The following is a 24,714-nucleotide window of genomic DNA, read 5'->3' as shown; positions in this document are numbered from 1 at the left end:
TGGCCGCTGAGACGCTGCCGCGATCGGTGGCGGTCGCAGCGCGCATGCACACCGATCGCTGGATGACGCCCGTCACGACCGACGGGCATGGAGAAGACTCTTGATGAACACCGCAACCAACTCCCGTACCGGCCGACTGAACGGCAAGGTTGCCCTGATCACCGGCGCCGGGCCGGGCCTGGGCGGCGTGATCGCCACGGCGATGGCGCATGAGGGCGCGCGCCTCGTGATCTGCGACATCAACCCCGAAGCGTTGAAGACCGTCGCGGCCCAGCTCGCAGAAATGGGCGCCGAGCACTTGGCCGTGTGCTGCGACGTGTCCGACAGCGCCGCGGTCGACGCGATGTTCGCGCAGGCCGTTCAGCGCTTCGGCACAGTGGACATTCTTGTCAATAACGCGGCGCGCCTGCCGAGCTCACCGGCAGAGACCGAGCGGCGAAACAAGCACTACGCTTATGCCACTACGTCGATACCACGCCAATCACTGGGCATTGTCTCGTCGTTGTCGGATGACGATTGGCTCAAGTGGTGGGGTGTCAACATGCACGGCGTGTTCTATTGCACCCGTGCGGCGCTGCGGCTGATGGAGCCACAGCGCTCGGGCAAGATCATCAACATTGCCTCGATCGCGGGCCTGAGCACAGGCAGCATGCACAGTCCGGGCTACTCGGCCACCAAGGCCGGCGTGATCAGCCTGACCAAGACCGCCGCCTACGATGTGGCGGGGGCCAACGTCTACGTCAACGCCATCGCCTGTGGCGGCGTGATGACACCGCCCTTCGAGGCCTACCTCGCCACGGCCACCGAGCAGCAGAAGAACAGCCTGTTCCAGATGATGCCGCTGGGCCGCCTCGGCACGCCGCAGGAATACGCTTCGCTCGCGATCTATTTGGCCTCGGACGAGCACTACCTGGTCGGCCAGGTCATCAGCCCGAACGGTGGAATGGTGATCTGATGAGCACGCCGATCCCGCTGATCGAACTGAGCGCTCTGCCCGAGGGCCGCGGGCGACGGGTCTGCAAAGTCGGGCTGGACCTGGCCGTGTTCAGGATCGGGGACGCGGTGTACGCCATCGACGACAGCTGCCCGCACGCGGGCGCCTCGCTGAGCAACGGCAAGCTGCAAGGCACGCGCGTCACCTGCCCGGCGCACGGACTGAAGTTCGACCTGGATGTCGTCTGCCAGCCGAGCGCGCCGACGCTTGAGGTCAAGAAGTACGCCGTGAACGTCGTGGACGGCATCGTGATGTTGGCGCCGGACGAGCGCTCGCCAAACGACTCTTCAGTTTCTGCTGGAAAGAAAACTTCTTGAACGGCCAAATGATGCGGCATTTCTTGGGGCATATCGGAGGTCGGCGTGGGACGCGATCCGGGCAGGCGAGCCTGGCTGATCGGCACCCTGTATCGTTCTTGCGTGCCTCGGACGCACGGCCGCCAGAGGTCGGCGGCAACCCGCCGAAGAATAAGGCATCGCCCCCTACGGCCGGTCCATGCAGCCGCGCCAGCTTTACATTTCTTCAAGCGCCGCTCATCGGCGAGTTGCGACTGGCGGCTACGATGTGATGTAAGCAAAAGAACATACCCCGCGCCCAGCTGCGCACCGCCCATCGTCGCCGATCATGTCCGATCCCCACGCCGTCCCGCCGCTGCCTCCCGCACCCTCGACGGCGCCGTCCCGGCGCCGCTGGCTCGGGCGCGTGCTGGCCCTGCTGCTGGTGCTGGCCCTGGCCGGCGGCGCCTGGTGGCTGGTGCAGCGCGCCAAGGCGCCCGCGGGTGGCTCGGCGCCGATGGGCCGCGGCGGCGGCGGGCCGCCTGGCGCGGGGGGCGCGGCCGGGATGGGCGCCGCCACGGTGGGCGCGGCGGTGGCGCGCCAGGGCGAGCTGCCCACGGTCATCGAGGCGCTGGGCACGGTGACGCCGGTGGCGTCGGTGCTGCTGCGCCCGCAGGTGTCGGGCGTGCTGACCGAGGTGCTGTTCACCGAGGGGCAGACGGTGCGGAAGGGCCAGTTGCTGGCGCGCATCGACCCGCGCCCGTTCGAGCAAGCGCTGGCGCAGGCCCAGGGCGCGCGCGCGCAGAACCAGGCGCAACTGACGGCCGCCCGCGTCACGCTGGGGCGCTACGAGACGCTGTGGCGTCAGGACTCCATCGCCCGCCAGGACGTGGACACGCAGGCCGCGCTGGTCAAGCAGCTCGAAGGCACGCTGCAGAGCAACCGCGCCGCCGAGGAGACGGCGCGCATCAACCTGGGCTTCTCGCGCATCACCGCGCCCATCGCCGGGCGCATCGGCCTGCGCGCGGTGGACCCCGGCAACATGGTCTCGGCCGGCGCCGCCACCGGCATCGCCACCATCACCCAGATGGCGCCCATCGACGTGAAGTTCGCCGTGCCGCAGGACCGCGTGCCCGAGGTGCTGGCGGCTCAGCGCGCTGCTGGCGGGCCGTCGCAAGATGGGGCGCTGCCGGTGTCCGCGCTGGACCGCGGGCGCGGCCAGGTGCTGGCGCGCGGGCAGTTCTCCACGCTGGACAACGTGATCGACACCACCACCGGCACGCTGCAGGCCAAGGCGCGCTTCGCCAACGCCGGCGGCGAGCTGTTTCCCAACCAGTTCGTCAACGTGCGCCTGCGGCTGGGCGCCACGCCCGGCGTGCTGGTGCCGGTGACAGCCGTGCGCACCGGCCCCCGGGGCGACTACGTGTACGTGGTGGACGCCGACCGCGTGGCGCGCATGCGGGCCGTCACGCGCGGCGGCGCCACGGTGGACGAGGTGCTGATCGCCACCGGCCTGCAGGCCGGCGAGACCGTGGTGACCGAGGGCGGCGACCGCGTGCGCGACGGCGGGCCCGTGCGGCTGGCGGGCGAAGCGCCGGCCGGCGCGCGGCCGCCGGGCGAGCGGGGCTCGGGCGCCGGCCGGGCGCGCGGGCCGCGCGGCGGCGCCAGCGGCCCGCGCGCCGCGGCCTCGGCCGGTTTTGAACGAAATACGCCATCAACCCGCACCGATACTACTCCAGCAGCTCCTGAAAACGCAGCATCCGGCGTCCGCCGCGCTGCCGACTGACGGCGCCCAGGGCCGCGCATGAACGTCTCGCGCCTGTTCATCCAGCGCCCGGTGGCCACCGGCCTGCTGATGCTCGCCATCGTGCTGGCGGGCCTGGTGGGGCTGCGCTTCCTGCCGCTGGCGGCGCTGCCGCAGGTGGACTACCCGACCATCCAGGTGCAGACGCTGTACCCCGGCGCCAGCCCCGACGTGATGAGCCGCACCGTCACCGCGCCGCTGGAGCGCCAGTTCGGCCAGATGGCGGGCCTCTCGCGCATGAGCAGCACCAGCGCGGCGGGCGTGTCCATCGTCACGCTGCAGTTCGCGCTGAGCGAGTCGATGGACTCGGCCGAGCAGCAGGTGCAGGCGGCCATCAACGCCGGCGGCTCGCTGCTGCCGGCCGACTTGCCGGCGCCGCCGGTATACGCCAAGGTCAACCCGGCCGACGCGCCCATCCTGACCCTGGCCATCACCTCCGACAGCCTGCCGCTGACCGAGGTGCAGAACCTGGTCAACACGCGGCTGGCGCGGAAGATCAGCCAGATCAGCGGCGTCGGCCTGGTGACCCTGGCCGGCGGGCAGCGCCCGGCCGTGCGCGTGCAGGGCAACCTGGACGCGCTGGCCGCCATGGGCCTGGGGCTGGACAGCGTGCGCACGGCCATCGCCGGCGCCAACGCCAGCGGCGCCAAGGGCAGCTTCGACGGCCCGCTGCGCGCCTACGCCATCAACAGCAACGACCAGTTGCTCACGGCCAGCGACTACCGCGAGCTGGTGGTGGCCTGGCGCGGCGGCGCGCCGGTGCGGCTGAAGGACGTGGCGCGCGTCATCGACGGCTCGGAGAACAGCCGCCTGGGCGCCTGGGCAGGCATCAAAAATAATAGCGATCCACGCAGTTCGGATGCGGGCAAGACGGGTGTTTCACCTGAAACCGCGCCCTTGGCTCCGGCCATCATCCTGAACGTGCAGCGCCAGCCCGGCGCCAACGTGATCGCCACCGCCGACGCGATCGCGCGCCAGTTGCCCGAGCTGCAGGCCGGCCTGCCCGAGAGCGTGCGCGTGCAGGTGCTGGCCGACCGCACGCAGGGCATCCGCGCCTCGGTGCGCCACGTGCAGATGGAGCTGCTGCTGGCCGTGGCCATGGTGGTGCTGGTGATCTTCCTGTTCCTGCACAGCCTGCGCGCCACGGTCATCGCCAGCATCGCGGTGCCGATCTCGCTGATCGGCTCGGCCGGCGTGATGTACCTGCTGGGCTATTCGCTCAACAACCTGAGCCTGATGGCGCTGACCATCGCCACCGGCTTCGTGGTGGACGACGCCATCGTCATGATCGAGAACATCTCGCGCTACATCGAGAGGGCGAGCCGCCGTTGCAGGCCGCCATGAAGGGCGCGGCGCAGATCGGCTTCACCATCATCTCGCTCACCGTGTCGCTGATCGCGGTGCTGATCCCGCTGCTGTTCATGCAGGAGGTGATCGGGCGGCTGTTCCGCGAGTTCGCCGTCACGCTGGCCATCACCATCCTGATCTCGGCCGTGGTGTCGCTGACCCTGGTGCCGATGATGTCCGCCCGCTGGCTGGGGAACGTGCCTCCACGCTCCCCGGCTGCGCCTGGTGCGCTGCCCCCCGAGGGGGCTCCCGCCGCCTTCGGGCGGCCGGGCGGCGGCGGGGCTTTGGGCCATGCCACGCAGCGCGGTATCGGCGCCTGGGTGCAGCGCGGCATGGACCGCGTCGTCGCGCGCTACGACCGGAGCCTGACCTGGGTGCTGGCGCACGCCGGGCTCACGCTGCTGGTGGCCGTGGGCACGCTGGTGCTGACGGCGCTGATGTACTGGGCCAGCCCCAAGGGCCTGTTCCCGACGCAGAGCACCGGCCAGCTGCAGCTGCGCGTGCAGGCCCCCGCCGACGTGTCCTACGACCGCATGGCGGCGCTGCAGCAGGCGGCGGCGGGCGCGGTGCTGGCCGACGAGGCGGTGCGCTCGCTCAGCTCGGTCGTCGGCGTGGACGCGGCCAACAACACCATGCTCAGCAGCGGGCGGCTGGTGGTCAACCTGCGCCCGCTCGGCGTGCTGGACGACGGCCAGGCCGCGGTGATGCAGCGGCTGCGCGAGCGCGCCGAAGCCGCCGCGCCCGGCATCACGGTGCAGGCGCAGCCGACGCAGGACCTGACGGTGGACAGCGAGAGTGGCCCCACCGAATACCGCTTCGCCCTCGAAGGCGTGGACACCGCCCTGGTCAACCAGTGGGCGCGGCGCCTGGCCGAGCGCCTGCGCGCGCTGCCCGAGCTGCGCACCGCCACCACCGACGCCGGCGCCCAGGGGCGCTCGGCCTTCGTGCAGGTGGACCGAGACAGCGCCGCGCGCCTGGGTCTGGCGGCCAGCGGCATCGACGACGCGCTGTACAACGCCTTCGGCCAGCGCATCGTCTCCACCATCTTCACCGAGACCAACCAGTACCGCGTGATCCTGGAGGCCGGGCGCGACGAGGCGGCGTCGCTGCACGCGCTGATGAACCTGCCGCTGCGCACCAGCGGCGGCGGCGCGGTGCCGTTGTCGTCCATCGCCCGCATCGCCGAGCAGCCGGCGCCGCTGCAGGTCACGCGCGTGGCGCAGTACCCGGTCGCCACCGTGGGCTTCGACGTGGCGCCGGGCGTGTCGCTGGGCGCGGCCGTCGATGCCATCCGCGCGGCCGCGGCGGCCGAGGGGCTGCCGCCATCCGTCACGCTGCGCATGACCGGCACCGCCGGGGCCTACCTCGGCTCGCTGGGCAACCAGCTCTGGCTGATCCTGGCGGCCGTGGTGTGCGTGTACATCGTGCTGGGCGTGCTGTACGAGAGCTACGTGCACCCGCTCACCATCCTGTCCACGCTGCCCTCGGCCGGCGTGGGCGCGCTGCTGGCGCTGTGGGCCACCGGGCACGCGCTGGACATCGTGGGCATCATCGGCCTGATCCTGCTGATCGGCATCGTGAAGAAGAACGCGATCATGATGATCGACTTCGCGCTGGACGCCGAGCGGACGCAGGGCATGGCGCCGCGCGAGGCCATCCACCAAGCCGCGCTGCTGCGCTTCCGCCCGATCCTGATGACCACGCTGGCGGCGCTGGCGGCGGCGCTGCCGCTGATGCTCAGCTTCGGCGACGGGGCCGAGCTGCGCCGCCCGCTGGGCATCGCCATCTTCGGCGGGCTGGTGCTGAGCCAGTTGCTGACGCTGTTCACCACGCCGGTGGTGTACCTGGCCTTCGACCGCCTGGGCCGCGGGTTTTCGGGCAGGGGCGCCAGCCAGGCGGCGGAGGAGGGCGCGCGGTGAACCTGTCGCGCCCCTTCATCGAGCGGCCGATCGCCACCGCGCTGCTCACCCTGGGCCTGGCGCTGGCGGGCGTCGTGTCGTTCTTCCTGCTGCCGGTGGCGCGCCTGCCGGCGGTGGACTTCCCGGTCATCACCGTCAGCGCCAGCCTGGCCGGCGCCAGCCCGGCGGACATGGCGCGCTCGGTCGCCACGCCGCTGGAGCGCACCCTGGGCAGCATCGCCGGGGTCAACGAGATGACCTCGTTCAGCAGCACCGGCTCCACCCGCGTCACGCTGCAGTTCGACCTGGAGCGCGACATCGACAGCGCCGCGCGCGAGGTGCAGGCGGCCATCAACGCCGCGCGGGCCGACCTGCCCGCCACGCTGCGCAGCAACCCCACCTACCGCAAGCGCAACCCGGCCGCGCAGCCCTTCCTGACGCTGGCGCTGACTTCGGCCACGCGCACGCCGGGCCAGATCTACGACGCGATGAGCAACGTCGTCAGCCAGCGCCTGCTGCAGGTGCCGGGCGTGGGCGACGTGGAGCTGGGCGGTGGCTCGCTGCCCGCCGTGCGGGTGGAGCTGAACCCCTTCGCGCTGCACGAGTTGGGCGTGTCCAGCGAGGACGTGCGCGCCGCCATCCAGGCCAACAACGCCAACCGGCCCAAGGGCACGGTCGAGGTCGGCGGCAGCACGGACGGCCGCGCGCTGCAGGTGCTGACGCCCGCGCCCGGTCTGCGCGCCGCGGACTACCAGGGCCTGGTCGTCGCCTCGCGCGGCGGCGCGCAGGTGCGCCTGTCCGACGTGGCGCGCGTCACCGACGGCGTGGAGGACACGCGCCGGCGCGGCATGTTCAACGGACAGCCGGCCATCATCGTCAACGTCACGCAGCAGCCCGGCGCCAACCTGATCGAGACCGCCGACGCCATCGACGCGCTGCTGCCCAGCCTGCGCGCCCAATTGCCGCGGGACATCGCGCTGGACGTGGCGATCGACCGCACCGGCAGCATCCGCGCCTCCGTGCGCGAGGTGGAACTGACGCTGGCCATCGCGGTGCTGCTGGTGGTGCTGGTGGTGGGGCTGTTCCTGCGCAACCTGCGCGCGGCCCTGATCCCGGCCGTGGCCACGGTGGTGTCGCTGCTGGGCACCTTCGCGGTGATGTACCTGCTGGGCTATTCGCTCAACAACCTGACGCTGATGGCGCTGACGGTGGCCACCGGCTTCGTGGTGGACGACGCCATCGTGGTGCTGGAGAACACCACGCGCCACCTGGAGCGCGGCGAGCCGCGCCGGCAGGCGGCGCTGCGCGGCGCGCGCGAGGTGGGCTTCACGGTGCTGACCATCAGCCTGTCGCTGGTGGCGGTGTTCATTCCGCTCCTGTTCCTGGGCGGGCAGGTGGGGCGCATGTTCCGCGAGTTCGCGATGACGCTGTCCATCGCCGTGATGATCTCGCTCGTCATCTCGCTCACCACCACGCCGATGATGTGCGCCGTGCTGCTGAAGGCGCATCGCCCCGGCCAGGAGCGGCGCGGCCTGGCGCAGCGCGGGCGCGGCGCCGTCGCCCGTGCCCTGGAGCGCGCCCAGGCCGGCCTGCAGCGCGGCTACGGCCACGCGCTCGACGGGTCGCTGGCCTCGCCGTGGACGGTGCTGGCGGTGCTGGCCGTGGTGGTGGCGCTCAACGTCTACCTGTTCGGCGCCATCGCCAAGGGCTTCTTCCCGGAGCAGGACAACGGCCAGCTGGTGGGCGGCCTGCGGGCGGACCAGAGCATCTCCTCCACCGCCATGGCCGACAAGCTGCAGCAGGCGGTGAACATCATCCGGGCCGACCCGGCCGTCGCCACGGTGGTGGGCTTCGCGGGCGGCGGTGGGGGCGGGGGTTTTTTGTCGGCCGTGCTCAAGCCTGCCGGCGAGCGCCGCGAGAGCACGCGCGAGGTCATCAACCGGCTGCGCGCGCCGCTGGGCGAGATGACCGGCCTGCGCGTGTTCCTCGGCCCGGCGCAGGAGCTGCGCATGGGCGGGCGCGGCAGCAACTCGACCTACCAGTTCACGCTCAAGGCCGACAACCAGGCCGACCTGAAGACCTGGGGCAAGCGCCTGTCCGACGCGCTCAAGCAGGATCCGCGCCTGACCGACGTGGACGACGACCAGAGCGACAACGCCGTGGAAACCGCCATCGTCGTGGACCGCGACCGCGCCGCCCAGCTCGGCGTCAGCACCAGCGCGCTGAACGGCGCGCTCTACAACGCCTTCGGCCAGCGTGGCGTGGCCACCATGTACGCCGACCTCAACCAGTATTCGGTGGTGATGGAGTGGGCGCCCGAATACGCCCAGTCGCCCCTGGTGCTGCGCGACCTGTACGTGCCGGCCGGCCGGGCGGGCGCCGCCGCCACCGCGCCGGGCGCGGCGGCATCCGACGCGCCGGCCGCCGCGGCCACGTCGGCCAATCCCGCGCTGCGCAGCGCCTCCACCGGCCAGCCGCTGTCGGGCAGCGCCAGCCGCATGGTGCCGCTGTCGGCCTTCGCCACCGTGCGCGAGCGTGCCGTGCCCTCGGCCGTCATGCACGACGGCGGCGAGCTGTCGTCGACCCTGTCGTTCGACCTGGCCGACGGCGTGTCGATCGAGGAGGGGCGCCGCGCCGTGCGCGAGGCCGAGGCCACCATCGGCCTGCCCAACAACGTGCGCGGCGTGTTCTCCGGCGCGGCCGCGGCGGCGCAGCAGCAGCAGGCGCAGCAGTGGCTGCTGGTGCTGGCCGCCATCGTCGTCATCTACATCGTGCTGGGCATCCTGTACGAGAGCCTGATCCACCCCGTGACCGTGCTCACCACCTTGCCCTCGGCCGGCTTCGGCGCGGTGGTCGCGCTGATGGCGATGCGCATGGACTTTTCCATCATGGCGCTGATCGGCGTGTTCCTGCTCATCGGCATCGTCAAGAAGAACGCCATCCTCATCATCGACTTCGCGCTCGACGCCGAGCGCTCGCGCGGGCTGACGGCGGTGCAGGCCGTGCGCGAGGCCTGCCTGCTGCGCTTTCGTCCCATCCTCATGACCACGCTGGCCGCCGGCCTGGGCGCGCTGCCGCTGGTCGTCGGCTTCGGCCAGGGCGCCGAGCTGCGCCAGCCCCTGGGCGTGACCATCGTCGGCGGCCTCATCGCCAGCCAGCTGCTCACCCTGCTGACCACGCCGGTGGTCTACGTGCTGCTCGACAGGCTGCGCCGCCGTCCGGCCGGAGAAGCGAAGCTGGCGCGCGGCATGAGCTGAAGGATGCTACTGAATGAATAGCTTTATGAGCAATATCCACGCGGGCTGGAGGCCAAAAAGGCTTGTAATCGCCGTCGCGGCGGCGGGCGTGCTGTCGGCCTGTTCGCTGGCCCCCGTGCAGCCGATGGAGCCGCTGGCCGTGCCCGCCGCGTGGAAGCATGCCGCCCCCGCCCCCGCGCCCGGCTGGGCCAGCGCCAGCCAGGCGCGCGCCTGGGACGCGGGGCAATGGTGGCGGCTCTTCGGCGACCCGGTGCTCGACGCGCTGGCCGCGCGCGTCGAGCTGTCCAACCAGGACCTGAAGCTCGCCGCCGCCAACGTGGCCCAGGCGCAGGCCCTGCTGCGCGAGCAGCAGGCCCAGCGCTGGCCCCAGGTGGGCGCGCAACTGGTCCAGCAGCGCAGCGGCGGCGACGACCGCGCCGCCACCGGATCGGCCAGCCTGTCCTTGGGCGCCAGTTGGGCGCCCGACCTGTGGGGCCGCATCCGGGACGCGGTGAGCGCGCAGTCGGCCAGCGTCCAGGCCAGCGAGGCCGACCTGGCCGGCGCCCGCCTGTCGGCCCAGGCCAGCCTGGCCGCGGCCTACCTGGCGCTGCGCGAGACGGACGCCGAGATCGCCCTCATGGACGAGATCATCACCGGCTACCAGCGCGCCGCCAAGATCACGCAGAACCGCTACGACGTCGGCGTGGTGCCGCGCACCGACACCTTCCAGGCCCAGGCCACGCTGCGCGGCGCCCAGGCCACGCGCGTGGCGCTGCAGCGCAGCCGCGCCGCCTACGAGCACACCATCGCCCTGCTGGTGGGCGAGGCGCCGGCCACCTTCTCGCTGCCCGCGGCGCCCTGGGCCGGCGTGGCCCCGCAAGTGCCGGCCGAGGTGCCGTCGCTGCTGCTGCTGCGCCGCCCCGACGTGGCCGGCGCCGAGCGCGCCGTCAGCGCCGCCAACGCGCGCATCGGCGTGGCGCGCAGCGCGTACTTCCCAGACTTCAGCCTGAGCGCCAGCCTCGGCGCGGGCGCCGGCCACCTGGCCGACCTGGTGTCGGCGCCCAGCCTGCTGTGGTCGCTGGGCCTGGCGCTGGCGCAGACCGTCTTCGATGGCGGCGCGCGCGACGCCCGGGTGGATCAGGCCCTGGCCGCGCGCGACGCCGCCGTGGCGCGCTACCGCCAGGCCGGGCTGGCGGCGATGAAGGAGGTCGAGGACCAGCTCAGCGCCCTGGCCACCCTGGCCGAGCAGGCCGGGCACGCGCGCGCCAGCGCCGACGCGGCCGAGCGCATCGAGCAGCAGATGCTCAACCGCTACCAGGCCGGCCTGTCGGCCTACACCGAGGTCGTCACCGCCCAGGCCGGCGCCTTGAGCGCGCGGCGCGGGCTGCTGCAACTGCAGTTGCAGCGCCAGCAGGCGGCGGTGGCGCTGATCCAGGCGCTGGGCGGCGGCTGGCAGGCGCCGTGGCTCGAAACGCCGGCGCCGGGGGTGGCGCCGCCGCGCTGATCCGGCTCATTTCCTGCCGCCGGGCCGGCCCGAGGCGGACGAGCGTGCGGGTTTGCGGAAGTGCTCGCAGAGCAGCACGATCAGCGCCTCGGCGTAGCCCGGCAGCGCCTCGCCCTCGCGCACCAGCACGCGCCGCTCGCGCCACTTCCATTCGTCCGTCAGCTCGATGCGCGCCAGCTTCATCGTCGCCAGGTTGCGCCGCGCCGCGCTCTCGGGCACCACGCCGATGCCGACGCCGGCGCCGATCATGCGGCACATGGCGTCGAAGCTGGACAGCTGGATGCGCAGCTTGAGCGGGCGGCCGATGTCCTCGGTGATGCGGCTCAGGTAAGCCTGCAGCGTGCTGCCGGCGTGCATGCCGATGTAGTCGTGCTCCAGCGTGTCGGCGAAGGCGATCGTCCGCTGGCCGGCCAGCGGGTGCTGGCGCGACACCACCAGCACCAGCCGGTCGGTGGAGAAGTGCGTGGCGCGCAGGCCCGCCGCGTCCACGTCGCCGGCCACGATTCCCAGGTCGGCGCGGCCGTCGCGCACGCCGCGCGCGATCTCGGCGTTCGGCTTCTCCTGCAGGTCGATGTTGACGCACGGGTGCGCCGACAGGAAGGGCGGCAGCAGCTCGGGCAGGAAGTCCATCACCGCCGTGGTGTTGGCCTGCACGCGCAGGTGCCCGTGCAGGCCGCCGCCGTATTCCTGCAGCTCGGCGCGCAGTTGGGCGGTCTGGCGCAGCACGCCGCGCGCGTGGTGCAGGAAGGCCACCCCCGCCGGCGTCAGGCGCACGCCGCGCGCCTCGCGGTAGAGCAGGGGCACGCCGGCCTGCTCCTCCAGCGTCTTGACGCGCGCGCTGGCCGCCGCCAGCGACAGGAACTGGCGCGCGGCGGCGCGGGTGAGGGCGCCTTCCTCGGCGACGCGCACGAACAGGCGCAGGTCGGTCAGGTCGAATTGCATGGGCGCATTCTGAACCAGGCTTCGGTATTTCCGAAGGCTTGGTTCTGGATTCGCAGATTGTTCACACCGTCGAAGACGGAGATCATCGGGTTTCCGACGGCGCCACCTCATTTGCTTCGAGCCATGCCCGAAGCCGTTGCGCACCACGGCTTTTCCACGCATCCGGGGAGACAAATCACGTGTTCGCTGCTTCTTTCACGGCCATGTCGCGCCGCACGCTCTGCACGGGTGCACTGCTGACCGCTGGCCTGACGGCCATGCCCGGCGCCTTCGCGCAGGGCAACTATCCCAGCCGCCCGATCGTGATGATCGTTCCCCAGGCCGCGGGCGGCACCAACGACATCGTGGGCCGCGTGGTGAGCCAGAAGCTGGCCGACAAGCTGGGCGGCAGTGCCGTGGTGGACAACCGCCCCGGCGCGGGCGGCAACATCGGCACCCAGGCCGTGGCCAGGGCGCCCAAGGACGGCTACACGCTGCTCATGACGATCAGCAGCAGCCAGGCCATCAACCCGGCGCTCTACAAGGCGCCGGGGTTCGACCCCGTGGCCGACTTCCAGCCCGTCAGCCTGGTCGGCGCCGTGCCCAACGTGCTGCTGGCTCACCCCTCGTTTTCCGCCAGGACGGTGCCCGAGCTGCTGGCGCTGGCCAAATCCAGGCCGGGCGAGCTGCAGTACGCCTCGGCCGGCAACGGCACGCTCAACCACCTGCTGGGCGAGATGCTCAACCAGATGGCCGGCGTCGAGCTGCGGCACGTGCCTTACAAGGGCGTGGCCCCGGCGCTCAACGACGTGCTGGGCGGGCAGTTGCCGTTGCTGTTCGGCAGCCTGCCGTCCACGCTGTCGCACATCAAGGCGGACCGGCTGCGCGCGCTGGCCGTGAGCAGTGCCCAGCGCTCGCCCGTGCTGCCGGACGTGCCCGCCCTGGGCGAATTCGTGCCGGGCTACAGCGGCACGCTGTGGATCGGCCTGTTCGCGCCGGCGGGCGTGCCCAGGGACGTGATGGAGCGGCTGCGGGACGGCATGCGCCAGGCCATGGCCGACAAGGAGATGCGCGACAAGCTGGAGGCGCAGGGCGTGGAGCTGGCCGGCACGCCCGACAAGCCCGTCATGGGCGCCGAGTTCGCCGCCATCCTGAAGCAGGACATCGCCAAGTGGGCGCGCATCGTGAAGGCCTCCGGCGCCACGATCAACTGAGGAACCAGACCATGACCGCCACCATCGACGCCGCCGCCCTGGCGCACCTGCAAAGCTGGCAGGGCAGGAGCGAAACCACGCCCGACACCCTCACCGCCGCGCCCGTGCGCGCCCTGTCGGCCACGCTGGACCGCGATGATCCGGCGCCCGTGCCCGGCACGGCGCTGCCGCCGCTGGGGCACTGGCTGTATTTTTTGCCGCACGCGCGCCAGAGCGAGATCGGGCCCGACGGGCACCCTAGGCGCGGTGGCTTCCTGCCGCCCGTGCCGCTGCCGCGCCGCATGTGGGCTGGCGGGCGGCTGCGCTGGGATGTGAAAAATCCTTTGCGGGTGGGTCAGGACGTGCGGCGCACCTCCACCATCCGGTCCATCACGCACAAGGGCGGCCGTTCGGGCGAGTTGCTGTTCGTGCTGGTCGAGCACCGCTTCTCCAACGAGCACGGCGTGGCGCTGACCGAGGAGCACGACATCGTCTACCGCGCCGCCGCTCAAGCAGGCGACCCGGCGCCGCCGCCGCAAAAGCCCCCAGCGCAAGCCGCGTGGTCGCGCACCATCGTGCCGGACGACGTGCTGCTGTTCCGCTACTCCGCGCTCACCTTCAACGGCCACCGCATCCACTACGACCGCCACTACGTCACCGAGGTCGAGGGCTACCCCGGCCTGATCGTGCACGGCCCGCTGATCGCCACGCTGCTCGTCGACCTGTCGCGGCGCAGCCTGCCCGGTGCGCGGGTGGCCGCTTTCGAGTTCAAGGCCGTGCGGCCCACGTTCGACCTGAACCCGTTCAGCGTGCACGGCCAGCCGTCCGCCGATGGCCGGACCGTGGCGCTGTGGGCGCAGGACCACGAGGGCTGGCTGACCATGCGGGCCACGGCCACGCTGGCCTGAGTTTGCTATTAAAAATCTAGCTTACTGCGCTTATTCCATAAAGGCCGGAGGCCAAAAAGGCTTGAGAAATGATCGAACACACCCAATCGAACAACTTCCCCGAAATCCGCGACGCCATCCGTGCGCTGTGCGCCGAGTTCCCCGATGAATATTTCCGCAAGATCGACGAGCAGCGCGCTTACCCCGAGGCCTTCGTCGATGCGCTGACCAAGGCCGGCTGGCTGGCCGCGCTGATCCCGCAGGAGTACGGCGGTTCGGGTCTGGGCCTGACCGAGGCGTCGGTCATCATGGAAGAGATCAACCGCTGCGGCGGCAACTCCGGCGCCTGCCATGGCCAGATGTACAACATGGGCACGCTGCTGCGCCATGGCTCGCAGGCGCAGAAGGACAAGTACCTGCCCCGGATCGCCACCGGCGAATGGCGCCTGCAGTCCATGGGCGTGACCGAGCCCACCACCGGCACCGACACCACCAAGATCAAGACCAGCGCCGTGAAGAAGGACGGCCGCTACGTGGTCAACGGCCAGAAGGTGTGGATCAGCCGCATCCAGCACAGCGACTGGATGATCCTGCTGGCGCGCACCACGCCGCTGGCCGAGGTGACGAAGAAGAGCGAGGGCATGTCGATCTTCATGGTCGATCTGCGCGAAGCCGAGAAGAAGGGCATGACGGTGCGCCCCATCCTCAACATGGTCAACCACGAGACCAACGAGCTGTTCTTCGAAGACCTGGAGATCCCCGAGGAGAACCTGATCGGCGAGGAGGGCAAGGGCTTCAAGTACATCCTCGACGGCCTGAACGCCGAGCGCACGCTGATCGCCGCCGAGTGCATCGGCGACGGCTACTGGTTCCTCGACCGCGTGACGAACTACGTGAAGGACCGCAACGTGTTCGGCCGCCCCATCGGCCAGAACCAGGGCGTGCAGTTCCCCATCGCCGATGCCTTCATCGAGGTGGAGGCCGCCAATCTGATGCGCTGGAAGGCCTGCCAGCTGTTCGACGCGCGCCAGCCCATGGGCACGCAGGCCAACATGGCCAAGTACCTGGCCGCCAAGGCGAGCTGGGAGGCGGCCAACGCCTGCCTGCAGTTCCACGGCGGCTTCGGCTTCGCCTGCGAATACGACGTGGAGCGCAAGTTCCGCGAGACGCGCCTGTACCAGGTGGCGCCGATCTCCACCAACCTGGTCTATTCCTTCGTGGCCGAGCACGTGCTGGGCCTGCCGCGTTCGTTCTGAGGACCGCGCCATGACACGACCGCTGGACGGCATCACCGTCGTCACGCTCGAACACGCGGTGGCCGCGCCGTTCTGCACGCGCCAGCTGGCCGACCTGGGCGCGCGCGTCATCAAGGTCGAGCGCCCCGGCGGCGGCGACTTCGCGCGCGGCTACGACCAGCGCGTGAAGGGCCAGTCCTCGCACTTCACCTGGATCAACCGCAGCAAGGAAAGCCTGGCGCTCGACGTCAAGCAGCCCCAGGCCAAGGCCGCGCTGCTGCAACTGCTGCAAACCGCCGACGTGTTGGTGCAGAACCTCGCGCCCGGCGCGGCGGCGCGCATGGGCCTGTCCCACGAAGCGCTCAAGGGCCACAACCCCAGGCTCATCGTCTGCGACATCAGCGGCTACGGCAGCGACGGCCCCTACCGCGACAAGAAGGCCTACGACCTGCTGATCCAGAGCGAGGCGGGCTTTCTCTCGATCACCGGCACGCCCGACACGCCCTCCAAGGCCGGCATCTCGGTCGCCGATATCGCCGCGGGCATGTACGCCTACACCAGCATCCTGTCGGCCCTGCTGCTGCGCGGCAAGACGGGCGAGGGCTGCCACATCGACGTCTCCATGCTCGAAGCCATGGGCGAATGGATGGGCTACCCCATGTACTACGCCTTCGACGGCGCGCCCCCGCCGCCGCGCACCGGCGCATCGCACGCCAGCATCTACCCTTACGGGCCGTTCCAGGCCGGCGACGGCGGCACGGTGATGCTGGGCCTGCAGAACGAGCGCGAGTGGAAGACCTTCTGCGACGCCGTGCTGCAACGCCCCGAAGTGGCGGGCGACGCGCGCTTCGACGCCAACGCCAAGCGCAACGCCAACCGGGTGGAGCTGCAGGCGCTGATCCTCGAAACCTTCGCCGCCCTGACCGCCGCGCAGGTCGTCGAGCGGCTGGACGCCGCCGGCATCGCCAACGCGCGCGTCAACGACATGGCCGGCCTGTGGGCGCACCCGCAACTGCAGGCGCGGGGCCGCTGGCGCACCGTGGCCACGCCCGCGGGCGAGGTGCCCGCGCCGCTGCCGCCGGGCGTGAACAGCGCTTTCGAGTACCGCATGGAAGCCGTGCCCGCCGTGGGCCAGCACAACGCCGCCATCCTGGCCGAGCTGGGCTGGAGCGCCGAGCAGATCGACGCGCTGCAGGCACCCCAGGCTATCTAAAACCATAGCTGCCCGCGCTTGTCCCATAAGCCTTGGAGGCCAAAATGAAGCAAGAAACCCAAGTGAGCATCCACCCCCTCGCCCAGTTCGCCGCCCAGCTCCGGTGGAGCGACGTGCCGGCGCCCGTGCAGCGCCGTGCGGAAGACCTGTGGGTGGACTGGTTCGGCTCCGTGCTCGCGGGCTGCCAGGCGCGGCCCGTGGCCAGCATCGCGCGCTTCGCGCTGTCGCAGGGCCCGGCGCAGGGGCCCAGCGAGGTGATCGGCCTGGGCGCCAGCAGCTCGCCCATGATGGCCGCGCTGGCCAACGCCGCCGCCAGCCACGTGGCCGAGCAGGACGACGTGCACAACGGCTCGGTGTTCCACCCGGCCGCCGTGGTCTTCCCGCCCGCGCTGGCCGTGGCGCAGCAGATCGGCGCGAGCGGCGCGCAGCTCATGGCCGCCTGCGTGGCGGGCTACGAGGTGGGCATCCGCGTGGGCGAGTTCTTGGGCCGCAGCCACTACAAGGTCTTCCACACCACGGCCACGGCCGGCACGCTGGCCGCCACCGCCGCCGTGGGCCGCCTGCTGGAGCTGACGCCCGCGCAGATGCAGCACGCCTTCGGCTCGGCCGGCACGCAGTCGGCGGGGCTGTGGGAATTCTTGCGCACCGCCGCCGACAGCAAGCAACTGCACACGGCCCACGCCGCCGCCGCCGGTTTGATGGCGGCGTACCTGGCGAAGGACGGCTTCACCGGCGCGCAGGACATCTTCACCGGCCCGCAGGGCATGGCGGCCGGCATGTCCAGCGACGCCAATCCCGCCAAGCTCACCGAAGGGCTGGGCACGCGCTGGGCCACGGCCGAGACCAGCTTCAAATGGCATGCCTCGTGCCGCCACACGCACCCGGCGGCCGATGCGCTGCTGCAGGTCATGCGCGAGCACGGCGTGGGCACCGGCGACATCGCGCAGGTCACCTGCCACGTGCACCAGGGCGCCATCGACGTGCTGGGCCCCGTGGTCTCGCCCGCCACGGTGCACCAGAGCAAGTTCTCGATGGGCACGGTGCTCGCGCTGGCCGCGCGCCACGGCCACGCGGGGCTGACCGAGTTCGACCGCGACTACCTCGCGCCCGACACCGTGGCCCTGCGCGAGAAGGTGCGCATGGAGCTGGACGCCGAGGTGGATGCCGCCTACCCGCGGCGCTGGATCGGCAAGGTCACCGTGCGGACCTTTGACGGCCGCGCGCTGCAGGGCCGCGTCGATGATCCCAAGGGCGATCCCGGCAACACCCTCTCGCGCGACGAGATCACCGCCAAGGCCCTGCGCCTGGCCGAGTACGGCGCCGCCGTGCCCGCCAGCGAGGCCGAGGCCGCCGTGCAGCGGCTGTGGCAGGTGGCGCGGTGGCCGCGCGTGCAGCGGCTGGTCTGCATTCAACAACCCATGTTTACAACCCAAGGAGACAAACCATGAACGCAATCCACATCACCCGCCGCGCCGTGGCCTGCGCCTGCGCCTGCGCCGCGCTGGCCCTGGCCGGCAACGCCCTGGCCGCCAACTGGCCCGACAAGCCCATCACCCTGGTCGTGCCCTACAGCGCCGGCGGCCCCACCGACGTGGTGGCGCGCCTGCTGGCCGTGCCCATGGGCCAGTCGCTGGGGCAGACCGTGATCGTCGAGAACACCGTGGGCGCGGGCGGCACGCTGGCACCCGCGCGCGTGGCCCGCGCCAAGGCCGACGGCAACACCATTCTGATCCACCACATGGGCATGGCCACGGCCATGACGCTGTACAAGAAGCTGCCCTACGACTCGCTCAAGGACTTCGAGTACATCGGCCAGGTGCTCGACGTGCCCATGACGCTGTTGTCGCGCAAGGACTTCCCGGCCAACACCCTGCCCGAGCTGCTGGACTACGTGAAGAAGAACCCGGACAAGGTCACGCTGGCCAATGCCGGCACCGGCGCCGTCTCGCAGCTGTGCGGCATGGTGTTCGCGCAGCAGTCCGGCGCCAAGCTGATCACCGTGCCCTACAAGGGCACCGGCCCGGCGATGAACGACCTCATGGGCGGCCAGGTGGACCTGCTGTGCGACCAGACCACGTCGACGGTGCCGGTGATCCAGGACGGCAAGCGCGTCAAGGTCTTCGGCGTGACCACGCCGCAGCGCCTGGCGTCCATGCCCAGCCTGCCCACGCTGGACGAGCAGGGCCTCAAGGGCTTCGACGTGAAGGTGTGGCACGGCATGTACGCGCCCAAGGGCACGCCCAAGGACGTGATCGACAAACTCAACAAGGCGCTGAACGCGGCATTGAAGGACGAAATGGTGAAGAAGCGCATCGCCGAGCTGAGCGCCGACCTCGTCTCGCCCGACAAGGCCACGCCCGAAGGGCTGCGCAAGCACCTGGAGGCCGAGGTGGCGCGCTGGCGCACGGTCATCACCGCCGCCGGCGTGTCGGCCGAGTGAGCGCCCGTGGCCTGCCTGATCGACCGCCTGGACCACCTCGTCCTCACCACGGCCGACGAGGCGGCCTGCGTGCACTTCTATTGCACCGTGCTGGGCATGGCGCTGCAGACCTTCGGCGAGGGCCGCCAGGCTTTCGTCTGGAACGGCCAGAAGATCAACCTGCACCTGAAGGGGCGCGAGTTCGAGCCCAAGGCCCTGCACCCCACGCCGGGCGCGCTGGATCTGTGCTTCATCGCCGCCGTGCCGCTCGATCAGGTGGAGCGGCGCCTGGCCGAGCACGGCATCGCCATCGAATGCGGCCCGGTGCAGCGCACCGGCGCGCGCGGGCCGATCCGATCGCTCTACGTGCGCGACCCGGACCGCAACCTGATCGAGATTTCCGAGTACGCCTGATTTTTTCGGACCACCGCCATGACCGAACTCGTGCGCAACGCCTGCTCCTTCCTCTTCGTCCCGGCCAGCCGGCCCGAGCGGCTGGCCAAGGCGCTGGCCAGCGGGGCGGACATGGTCATCGCCGACTGGGAGGACGCCGTGGCTCCGGCCGACAAGCCGGCGGCGCGCCAGGCGCTGGAGCAGGCCGGCACGCACCTGTCGCCGGCGCAGCGCGCCCGCCTGCTGGTGCGCATCAACGCCTTCGGCACGCCCTGGTTCGACGACGACGTGGCCGCGCTGGCGCGCCTGGTGGCGCGGGGCGCGTGCGGCGCCGTGGTGTCCAAGGCCGAGGATCCCCAGGTGCTGGCGCGGGTGGCGTGCGCCGCCGGCCCGGCCTGCGCGCTGCTGCCGCTGGTGGAGTCGCTGGCCGGGCTGGACGCCGTGGACGCGCTGGCCCGCGCGCCGCAGGTGGCGCGGCTGGCCTTCGGGCACCTGGACTTCCAGGTGGACACGGGCCTGCGCTGCGGGCCGCGGGAGGACGAACTGCTGCCCGTGCGCACGGCCCTGGTGTTCGCCTCGCGCCGCGCCGGGCTGGCCGCGCCCGTGGATGGCGTGACCGTCGATACGCAGGAAATGCAGCACACCGCCGCCGACACCCAGCGGGCGCTGCGCCTGGGCTTTGGCGCCAAGCTGTGCATCCACCCCGCGCAGGTGGCCGCCGTGCATGGCGTCTTCGCGCCCGACGCGCAGAGCGTCGAGCGCGCGCGCGCCGTGCTGCGGGCCATGCAGGACGCGCAGGGCGGCGTGTGCGTGCTCGATGGCCGCATGGTCGATGCGCCGGTGCTGCGCCTGGCCGAGCAGACGCTGGCGCGCGATGCCTGGGCGCGGCAGCGAGGCGGGCGAGCGTTGGCCTGATGCCGCACGGCGCTGGCGCCGCGACGCGCTTGCGGGGCGCGCACGTGATCGACCAGCGCATCGACAATAAGATCATCCGGCCCAGCGCCCGCGACACCGGCCCCGAGGATCTGCGCTTCGTGCCCATCGGGGGCGCGGCTGAAGGCCTCTTTCGCCCCATGAACTTACGCTACGGAAAACGCCTGCCCGGCACCGCGCTGGACTACATCGACGCCCGCGCGGCCGTCGATGCGCTGCGCCCCGGCGCCTGGGACGCGCTGCCCTACACCGCGCGCGTGCATGCCGAGAACCTGGTGCGCCGCTGCGATCCCGCGATCCTCGACGAATGCCTGTGGCAGATCATCGAGCGCCGCCGCGACCGCGATTTCCCCTGGTTTCCGGTGCGCGTGGTCTGCCACGACATCCTCGGCCAGACCGCGCTGGTGGACCTGGCTGGCCTGCGCGATGCGATTGCGTCGGCCGGCGGCGACCCGGCGGCGGTGAACCCGGTCGTGCCGGTGCAGCTCATCGTGGACCATTCGCTGGCCGTGGAGTGCGGCGGCGATGACCCGGATGCCTTCGCCAAGAACCGCGCCATCGAGGACCGCCGCAACGAGGACCGCTTCCACTTCATCGAGTGGACGAAGAAGGCCTTCGCCAACATGCAGGTGATCCCCGCGGGCAACGGGATCATGCACCAGATCAACCTGGAAAAGATGTCGCCCGTGGTCTGCGTGCAGGATGGCCTGGCCTTCCCCGACACGTGCGTGGGCACCGACAGCCACACGCCGCACGTCGATGCGTTGGGCGTGATCGCCGTCGGCGTGGGTGGGCTGGAGGCCGAGAACGTGATGCTGGGCCGCGCGTCGTGGATGCGCCTGCCAACAACAGTGGGCGTGCGGCTCACCGGCAAGCGCCAGCCCGGCATCACCGCGACCGACATCGCGCTGGCGTTGACCGAGTTCCTGCGCCGCGAAAAGGTGGTGGGCGCCTACGTCGAATTCTTCGGCGAGGGCGCGGACAGCCTCTCGATCGGAGACAGGGCGACCATCTCGAACATGTGCCCCGAGTACGGCGCCACGGCCGCGCTGTTCTACATCGACCCGCAGACCATCGACTACCTCAGGCTGACCGACCGCAGCCCCGAACAGGTCAGGCTGGTGGAGACCTACGCCAAGGAAGCCGGTTTCTGGGCGAGCAGTCTGCAAACCGCGCAGTACGAGCGCGTGCTGGCGTTCGATCTTTCCCGCGTGGTGCGCAACATGGCCGGCCCGTCGAACCCGCACCGCCGCCTGCCCGTGTCGGCCCTGCAGGAGCGCGGCATCGCCGACGCGGCCAAGCTGGCCGCCGGCAAGGACGAAGAGGCTCAGGGCCTGATGCCCGATGGCGCCGTGATCATCGCCGCCATCACGAGCTGCACCAACACCAGCAACCCGCGCAACGTGATCGCCGCCGCGCTGCTGGCGCGCCATGCCAACCGGCTGGGCCTCGCGCGCAAGCCGTGGGTCAAGACCTCGCTGGCGCCCGGCTCGAGAGCGGTTGAGCTGTATCTGAAGGAAGCGGGCCTGCTGGGCGATCTGGAAAAGCTGGGCTTCGGCATCGTCGCCTTCGCCTGCACCACCTGCAACGGCATGAGCGGCGCGCTCGATCCGAAGATCCAGCAGGAGATCATCGACCGCGACCTCTACGCCACCGCCGTGCTCTCGGGCAACCGCAACTTCGACGGGCGCATCCACCCCCATGCCAGGCAGGCGTTCCTGGCCTCGCCGCCGCTGGTGGTGGCCTACGCCATCGCGGGCACGGTGCGCTTCGACATCGAGCAGGACGTGCTGGCCGTCGTCGATGGCCAGGACATCCGCCTGAAGGACATCTGGCCCAGCGACGAGGAAATCGACACCATCGTCGCCCGGGCCGTCAAGCCCGAGCAGTTCCGCGCCGTGTACGAACCCATGTTCGCCATTCGCCCGGCCAACGGCGAGCGCGTGAGCCCGCAGTACGACTGGCGCCCCCAGTCCACCTACATCCGCCGCCCGCCCTACTGGGACACGGAAGGCGTGGGCGCGCTGGCCGCCTTCCCGCGCACGCTGACTGGCATGCGCCCGCTGGCGCTGCTGCCCGACAACATCACGACCGACCACCTCTCGCCCTCCAACGCCATCCTGGCGGACAGCGCGGCCGGCGAGTACCTGGCCAGGATGGGCCTGCCCGAGGAGGACTTCAACTCCTACGCCACCCACCGCGGCGACCACCTGACGGCCCTGCGCGCGACGTTTGCCAACCCGCAGCTCGTCAACGAGATGGCGGGGCAAAAAGGCTCGCTGGCGCGCGTCGAGCCGGAGGGAAAGGTGATGCGCATGTGGGAGGCCATCGAGACCTACCTGAATCGCCGCCAGCCGCTGATCGTCGTCGCGGGCGCCGACTACGGCCAGGGCTCCAGCCGCGACTGGGCCGCCAAGGGCGTGCGCCTGGCCGGGGTGGAGACGGTGGTGGCCGAAGGCTTCGAGCGCATCCACCGCACCAACCTGATCGGCATGGGCGTGCTGCCGCTGGAGTTCAAGCCGGGCATCAACCGCCTCACGCTGGGCCTGGACGGCACCGAGACCTACGACGTGGCCGGCGAACGCACCCCACGTGCCGACCTCACGCTGGTCGTCCGGCGCCGGAACGGCGAGACCGTGCAGGTTCCCGTGACCTGCCGCCTGGACACGGCCGAGGAAGCCTCGATCTACGAGGCCGGCGGCGTGCTGCAGCGCTTCGCGCAGGATTTCCTGGCCAAATCGGCACCAAGCCAGCGTGGATAAATCGCCGGCAGCTATCAATATAGAAGCAAAAACCATGACGCACCTGATTTCTCCCCTCTCCCCTTGCGGGAGAGGGGTTGGGGAGAGGGGTATGCACCCGCGCGAATTCACCAAAGCCTTGCGTCAGAACATGACCGACGCCGAGCAGCGGCTGTGGAAGCACCTGCGCGCCCATCGCCTGGACGGTCAGAAATTCCGTCGCCAGCAGCCGATCGGTCCCTACATCGTCGACTTCGTGCACTTCGGCGCGCGCCTGGTCGTCGAGGCGGATGGCGGCCAGCACGCCGACTCGCCGCACGATGCGGTGCGCGACGCCTGGCTGCGCCGCCAGGGCTTCACCGTGCTGCGCTTCTGGAACGACGACATCTTGCTGCGCACGAATGGCGTGCTGGAAGCCATCTGGGCCGCCTTGCCTGCGGCCGCCCCCTCTCCCCCGGCCCCTCTCCCGCAAGGGGAGAGGGGAGATAGACCATGACGCATCACCCGCAAATCAAGATCCCCGCCACCTACCTGCGCGGCGGCACCAGCAAGGGCGTGTTCTTCAAACGCGAAGACCTGCCCGAGGCTGCGCAGCAGCCCGGCGCCGTGCGCGACACCCTCCTGCTGCGCGTGCTGGGCAGCCCCGATCCGTATGGCAAGCAGATCGACGGGCTGGGCAACGCCTCTTCCAGCACCAGCAAGGCCGTGATCCTCGCGCGCAGCACGCGGCCAGGGCACGACGTGGACTACCTGTTCGGGCAGGTCTCCATCGACCAGCCCGTCGTGGACTGGAGCGGCAACTGCGGCAACCTCTCGGCCGCCGTCGGACCGTGCGCCATCCACATGGGCCTGATCGACCCCGCGCGGATGCCGCGAAACGGCAGCGCCACCGTGCGCATCTGGCAGGCCAACATCGGCAAGACCATCGTGGCCCATGTGCCGATCACCGACGGGCAGGTGCAGGAGACGGGCGACTTCGAGCTGGACGGCGTGACCTTTCCGGCCGCTGAGGTGCAGTTGGAGTTCCTCGATCCGGCCGACGCGGGCGAGGAGGGCGGGGCAATGTTCCCGACCGGCAATGTGGTGGATGACCTTCACGTTCCGGGCGTCGGCACGTTCCAGGCCACGCTGATCAACGCGGGCATCTCCACCATTTTTCTGAACGCCCAGGACCTGGGCTACACCGGTTGCGAGCTGCAAGGCGCGATCAACGGCGATCCGGCCGCGCTGGCACGCTTCGAGTCCATCCGCGCCCACGGCGCCGTGCGCATGGGCCTGATCCGCGACGCGGCCGAAGCCGCCGCGCGCCAGCACACGCCCAAGATCGCCTTCGTCGCGCCGCCGCGGGACTACGTGGCCTCCAGCGGCAAGGCCGTCCGCGCGGCCGACATCGACCTGCTGGTGCGCGCGCTGTCGATGGGCCAGCTGCACCACGCGATGATGGGCACGGCCGCGGTGGCCATCGGCACGGCGGCGGCCGTTCCCGGCACGCTGGTCAACCTGGCGGCGGGCGGTGGCGAGCGCCAGGCCGTGCGCTTCGGCCACCCCTCGGGTACCCTGCGCGTGGGCGCAGAGGCCCGGCTGGCTGATGGTCAGTGGCGGGTGACCAAGGCCCTGATGAGCCGCAGCGCGCGCATCCTCATGGAAGGCTGGGTGCGCGTGCCGGGCGAGGTGCTGGCGGCCTGACCTGTGGCACAGTGCCTGCTTGGCACCCCCTTACA

Annotated in this window: 17 protein-coding genes and 1 pseudogene; 17 read left to right on the top strand and 1 reads right to left on the bottom strand. The window is 71.1% G+C overall.

The genetic code is table 11. The annotated features are described in order from the left end of the window. Window positions 1–103: 103 nt before the first annotated feature. The 6 genes and pseudogenes from IPG65_RS19030 (at window position 104) to IPG65_RS19005 (ending at window position 11,058) form a co-directional block, all read left to right on the top strand. A complete protein-coding gene (locus IPG65_RS19030; RefSeq protein ID WP_293192873.1) occupies window positions 104–955 on the top strand; it encodes an SDR family oxidoreductase in 852 nt (283 codons plus the stop codon). Continuing rightward, complete coding sequence (locus tag IPG65_RS19025) at window positions 955–1,311, top strand: Rieske 2Fe-2S domain-containing protein (protein ID WP_293192871.1); 357 nt, start codon at window positions 955–957, stop codon at window positions 1,309–1,311. Before IPG65_RS19030 ends, IPG65_RS19025 begins: the two co-directional genes overlap by 1 nt. Window positions 1,312–1,618: 307 nt before the next feature. After that, the gene (locus IPG65_RS19020) at window positions 1,619–3,055 is read left to right on the top strand and encodes an efflux RND transporter periplasmic adaptor subunit (RefSeq protein WP_293192868.1); all 1,437 of its coding nucleotides are present in this window, start codon (window positions 1,619–1,621) and stop codon (window positions 3,053–3,055) included. A gap of 18 nt (window positions 3,056–3,073) precedes the next feature. Continuing rightward, window positions 3,074–6,339: pseudogene (locus IPG65_RS19015) on the top strand (efflux RND transporter permease subunit). After that, entirely contained in the window at window positions 6,336–9,575 is a 3,240-nt protein-coding gene (locus tag IPG65_RS19010) for an efflux RND transporter permease subunit (RefSeq protein ID WP_293192865.1), read from the top strand. The pseudogene IPG65_RS19015 and the gene IPG65_RS19010 overlap by 4 nt, the downstream one beginning before the upstream one ends. A gap of 25 nt (window positions 9,576–9,600) precedes the next feature. After that, complete coding sequence (locus tag IPG65_RS19005; protein ID WP_293192864.1) at window positions 9,601–11,058, top strand: efflux transporter outer membrane subunit; 1,458 nt, start codon at window positions 9,601–9,603, stop codon at window positions 11,056–11,058. A 6-nt stretch (window positions 11,059–11,064) separates the two neighbouring features. Here the strand turns inward: IPG65_RS19005 and IPG65_RS19000 are convergent, their stop codons facing one another. Next, window positions 11,065–12,000, bottom strand: a complete 936-nt coding sequence (locus IPG65_RS19000) for a LysR substrate-binding domain-containing protein (protein WP_293192862.1) — start codon at window positions 11,998–12,000, stop codon at window positions 11,065–11,067. 257 nt (window positions 12,001–12,257) lie between these two features. Between IPG65_RS19000 and IPG65_RS18995 the strand changes: the two genes are divergently transcribed. From IPG65_RS18995 to prpF, 11 genes are all read left to right on the top strand, one after another. Then, complete coding sequence (locus tag IPG65_RS18995; RefSeq protein ID WP_293193079.1) at window positions 12,258–13,193, top strand: tripartite tricarboxylate transporter substrate binding protein; 936 nt, start codon at window positions 12,258–12,260, stop codon at window positions 13,191–13,193. Window positions 13,194–13,204: 11 nt separating this feature from the next. Then, complete coding sequence (locus IPG65_RS18990; protein WP_293192860.1) at window positions 13,205–14,080, top strand: MaoC family dehydratase N-terminal domain-containing protein; 876 nt, start codon at window positions 13,205–13,207, stop codon at window positions 14,078–14,080. A gap of 68 nt (window positions 14,081–14,148) precedes the next feature. Next, entirely contained in the window at window positions 14,149–15,315 is a 1,167-nt protein-coding gene (locus tag IPG65_RS18985) for an acyl-CoA dehydrogenase family protein (protein ID WP_293192857.1), read from the top strand. A gap of 10 nt (window positions 15,316–15,325) precedes the next feature. Beyond that, the gene (locus IPG65_RS18980) at window positions 15,326–16,507 is read left to right on the top strand and encodes a CaiB/BaiF CoA-transferase family protein (protein ID WP_293192854.1); all 1,182 of its coding nucleotides are present in this window, start codon (window positions 15,326–15,328) and stop codon (window positions 16,505–16,507) included. Between the two features lie 44 nt (window positions 16,508–16,551). Further along, on the top strand, window positions 16,552–17,955 hold the full coding sequence (locus tag IPG65_RS18975; protein ID WP_293192852.1) for an MmgE/PrpD family protein: 1,404 nt from the start codon (window positions 16,552–16,554) through the stop codon (window positions 17,953–17,955). Further along, entirely contained in the window at window positions 17,952–18,947 is a 996-nt protein-coding gene (locus tag IPG65_RS18970) for a tripartite tricarboxylate transporter substrate-binding protein (RefSeq protein ID WP_293192849.1), read from the top strand. Before IPG65_RS18975 ends, IPG65_RS18970 begins: the two co-directional genes overlap by 4 nt. Before the next feature lie 15 nt (window positions 18,948–18,962). Then, window positions 18,963–19,340 carry a VOC family protein gene (locus tag IPG65_RS18965; protein WP_293193076.1) on the top strand — a complete coding sequence of 126 codons (378 nt, stop codon included), beginning with the start codon at window positions 18,963–18,965 and terminating at the stop codon, window positions 19,338–19,340. A gap of 18 nt (window positions 19,341–19,358) precedes the next feature. Beyond that, on the top strand, window positions 19,359–20,234 hold the full coding sequence (locus IPG65_RS18960) for a CoA ester lyase (RefSeq protein WP_293192846.1): 876 nt from the start codon (window positions 19,359–19,361) through the stop codon (window positions 20,232–20,234). Between the two features lie 158 nt (window positions 20,235–20,392). Further along, window positions 20,393–23,014 (top strand): Fe/S-dependent 2-methylisocitrate dehydratase AcnD, encoded by a 2,622-nt coding sequence (gene acnD, locus IPG65_RS18955; RefSeq protein WP_293193074.1) that lies wholly within the window; start codon window positions 20,393–20,395, stop codon window positions 23,012–23,014. Window positions 23,015–23,105: 91 nt separating this feature from the next. Further along, window positions 23,106–23,489, top strand: coding sequence for a DUF559 domain-containing protein (locus tag IPG65_RS18950; RefSeq protein WP_293192844.1), 384 nt, complete (start codon window positions 23,106–23,108; stop codon window positions 23,487–23,489). Next, complete coding sequence (gene prpF, locus IPG65_RS18945) at window positions 23,486–24,679, top strand: 2-methylaconitate cis-trans isomerase PrpF (protein ID WP_293192842.1); 1,194 nt, start codon at window positions 23,486–23,488, stop codon at window positions 24,677–24,679. The genes IPG65_RS18950 and prpF overlap by 4 nt, the downstream gene beginning before the upstream one ends. Window positions 24,680–24,714: the final 35 nt, after the last annotated feature.

It is taken from the genome of Ottowia sp. (genome assembly GCF_016703145.1).
Lineage (GTDB): Bacteria > Pseudomonadota > Gammaproteobacteria > Burkholderiales > Burkholderiaceae_C > Ottowia.
Note: the sequence above shows the minus strand (reverse complement) of the source record. Positions and strands in the feature narration are given on the sequence as shown.

Excerpts from the sequence above, each read along its gene's own strand:
- IPG65_RS19030 (WP_293192873.1), top strand. The coding sequence starts at position 104 with ATGAACACCGCAACCAACTCCCGTACCGGCCGACTGAACGGCAAGGTT.
- IPG65_RS19025 (WP_293192871.1), top strand. The coding sequence starts at position 955 with ATGAGCACGCCGATCCCGCTGATCGAACTGAGCGCTCTGCCCGAGGGC.
- IPG65_RS19020 (WP_293192868.1), top strand. The coding sequence starts at position 1,619 with ATGTCCGATCCCCACGCCGTCCCGCCGCTGCCTCCCGCACCCTCGACG.
- IPG65_RS19005 (WP_293192864.1), top strand. The coding sequence starts at position 9,601 with ATGAGCAATATCCACGCGGGCTGGAGGCCAAAAAGGCTTGTAATCGCC.
- IPG65_RS19000 (WP_293192862.1), bottom strand. The coding sequence starts at position 12,000 with ATGCAATTCGACCTGACCGACCTGCGCCTGTTCGTGCGCGTCGCCGAG.
- IPG65_RS18995 (WP_293193079.1), top strand. The coding sequence starts at position 12,258 with ATGCCCGGCGCCTTCGCGCAGGGCAACTATCCCAGCCGCCCGATCGTG.
- IPG65_RS18990 (WP_293192860.1), top strand. The coding sequence starts at position 13,205 with ATGACCGCCACCATCGACGCCGCCGCCCTGGCGCACCTGCAAAGCTGG.
- IPG65_RS18985 (WP_293192857.1), top strand. The coding sequence starts at position 14,149 with ATGATCGAACACACCCAATCGAACAACTTCCCCGAAATCCGCGACGCC.
- IPG65_RS18980 (WP_293192854.1), top strand. The coding sequence starts at position 15,326 with ATGACACGACCGCTGGACGGCATCACCGTCGTCACGCTCGAACACGCG.
- IPG65_RS18975 (WP_293192852.1), top strand. The coding sequence starts at position 16,552 with ATGAAGCAAGAAACCCAAGTGAGCATCCACCCCCTCGCCCAGTTCGCC.
- IPG65_RS18970 (WP_293192849.1), top strand. The coding sequence starts at position 17,952 with ATGAACGCAATCCACATCACCCGCCGCGCCGTGGCCTGCGCCTGCGCC.
- IPG65_RS18960 (WP_293192846.1), top strand. The coding sequence starts at position 19,359 with ATGACCGAACTCGTGCGCAACGCCTGCTCCTTCCTCTTCGTCCCGGCC.
- acnD (WP_293193074.1), top strand. The coding sequence starts at position 20,393 with ATGAACTTACGCTACGGAAAACGCCTGCCCGGCACCGCGCTGGACTAC.
- IPG65_RS18950 (WP_293192844.1), top strand. The coding sequence starts at position 23,106 with ATGCACCCGCGCGAATTCACCAAAGCCTTGCGTCAGAACATGACCGAC.
- prpF (WP_293192842.1), top strand. The coding sequence starts at position 23,486 with ATGACGCATCACCCGCAAATCAAGATCCCCGCCACCTACCTGCGCGGC.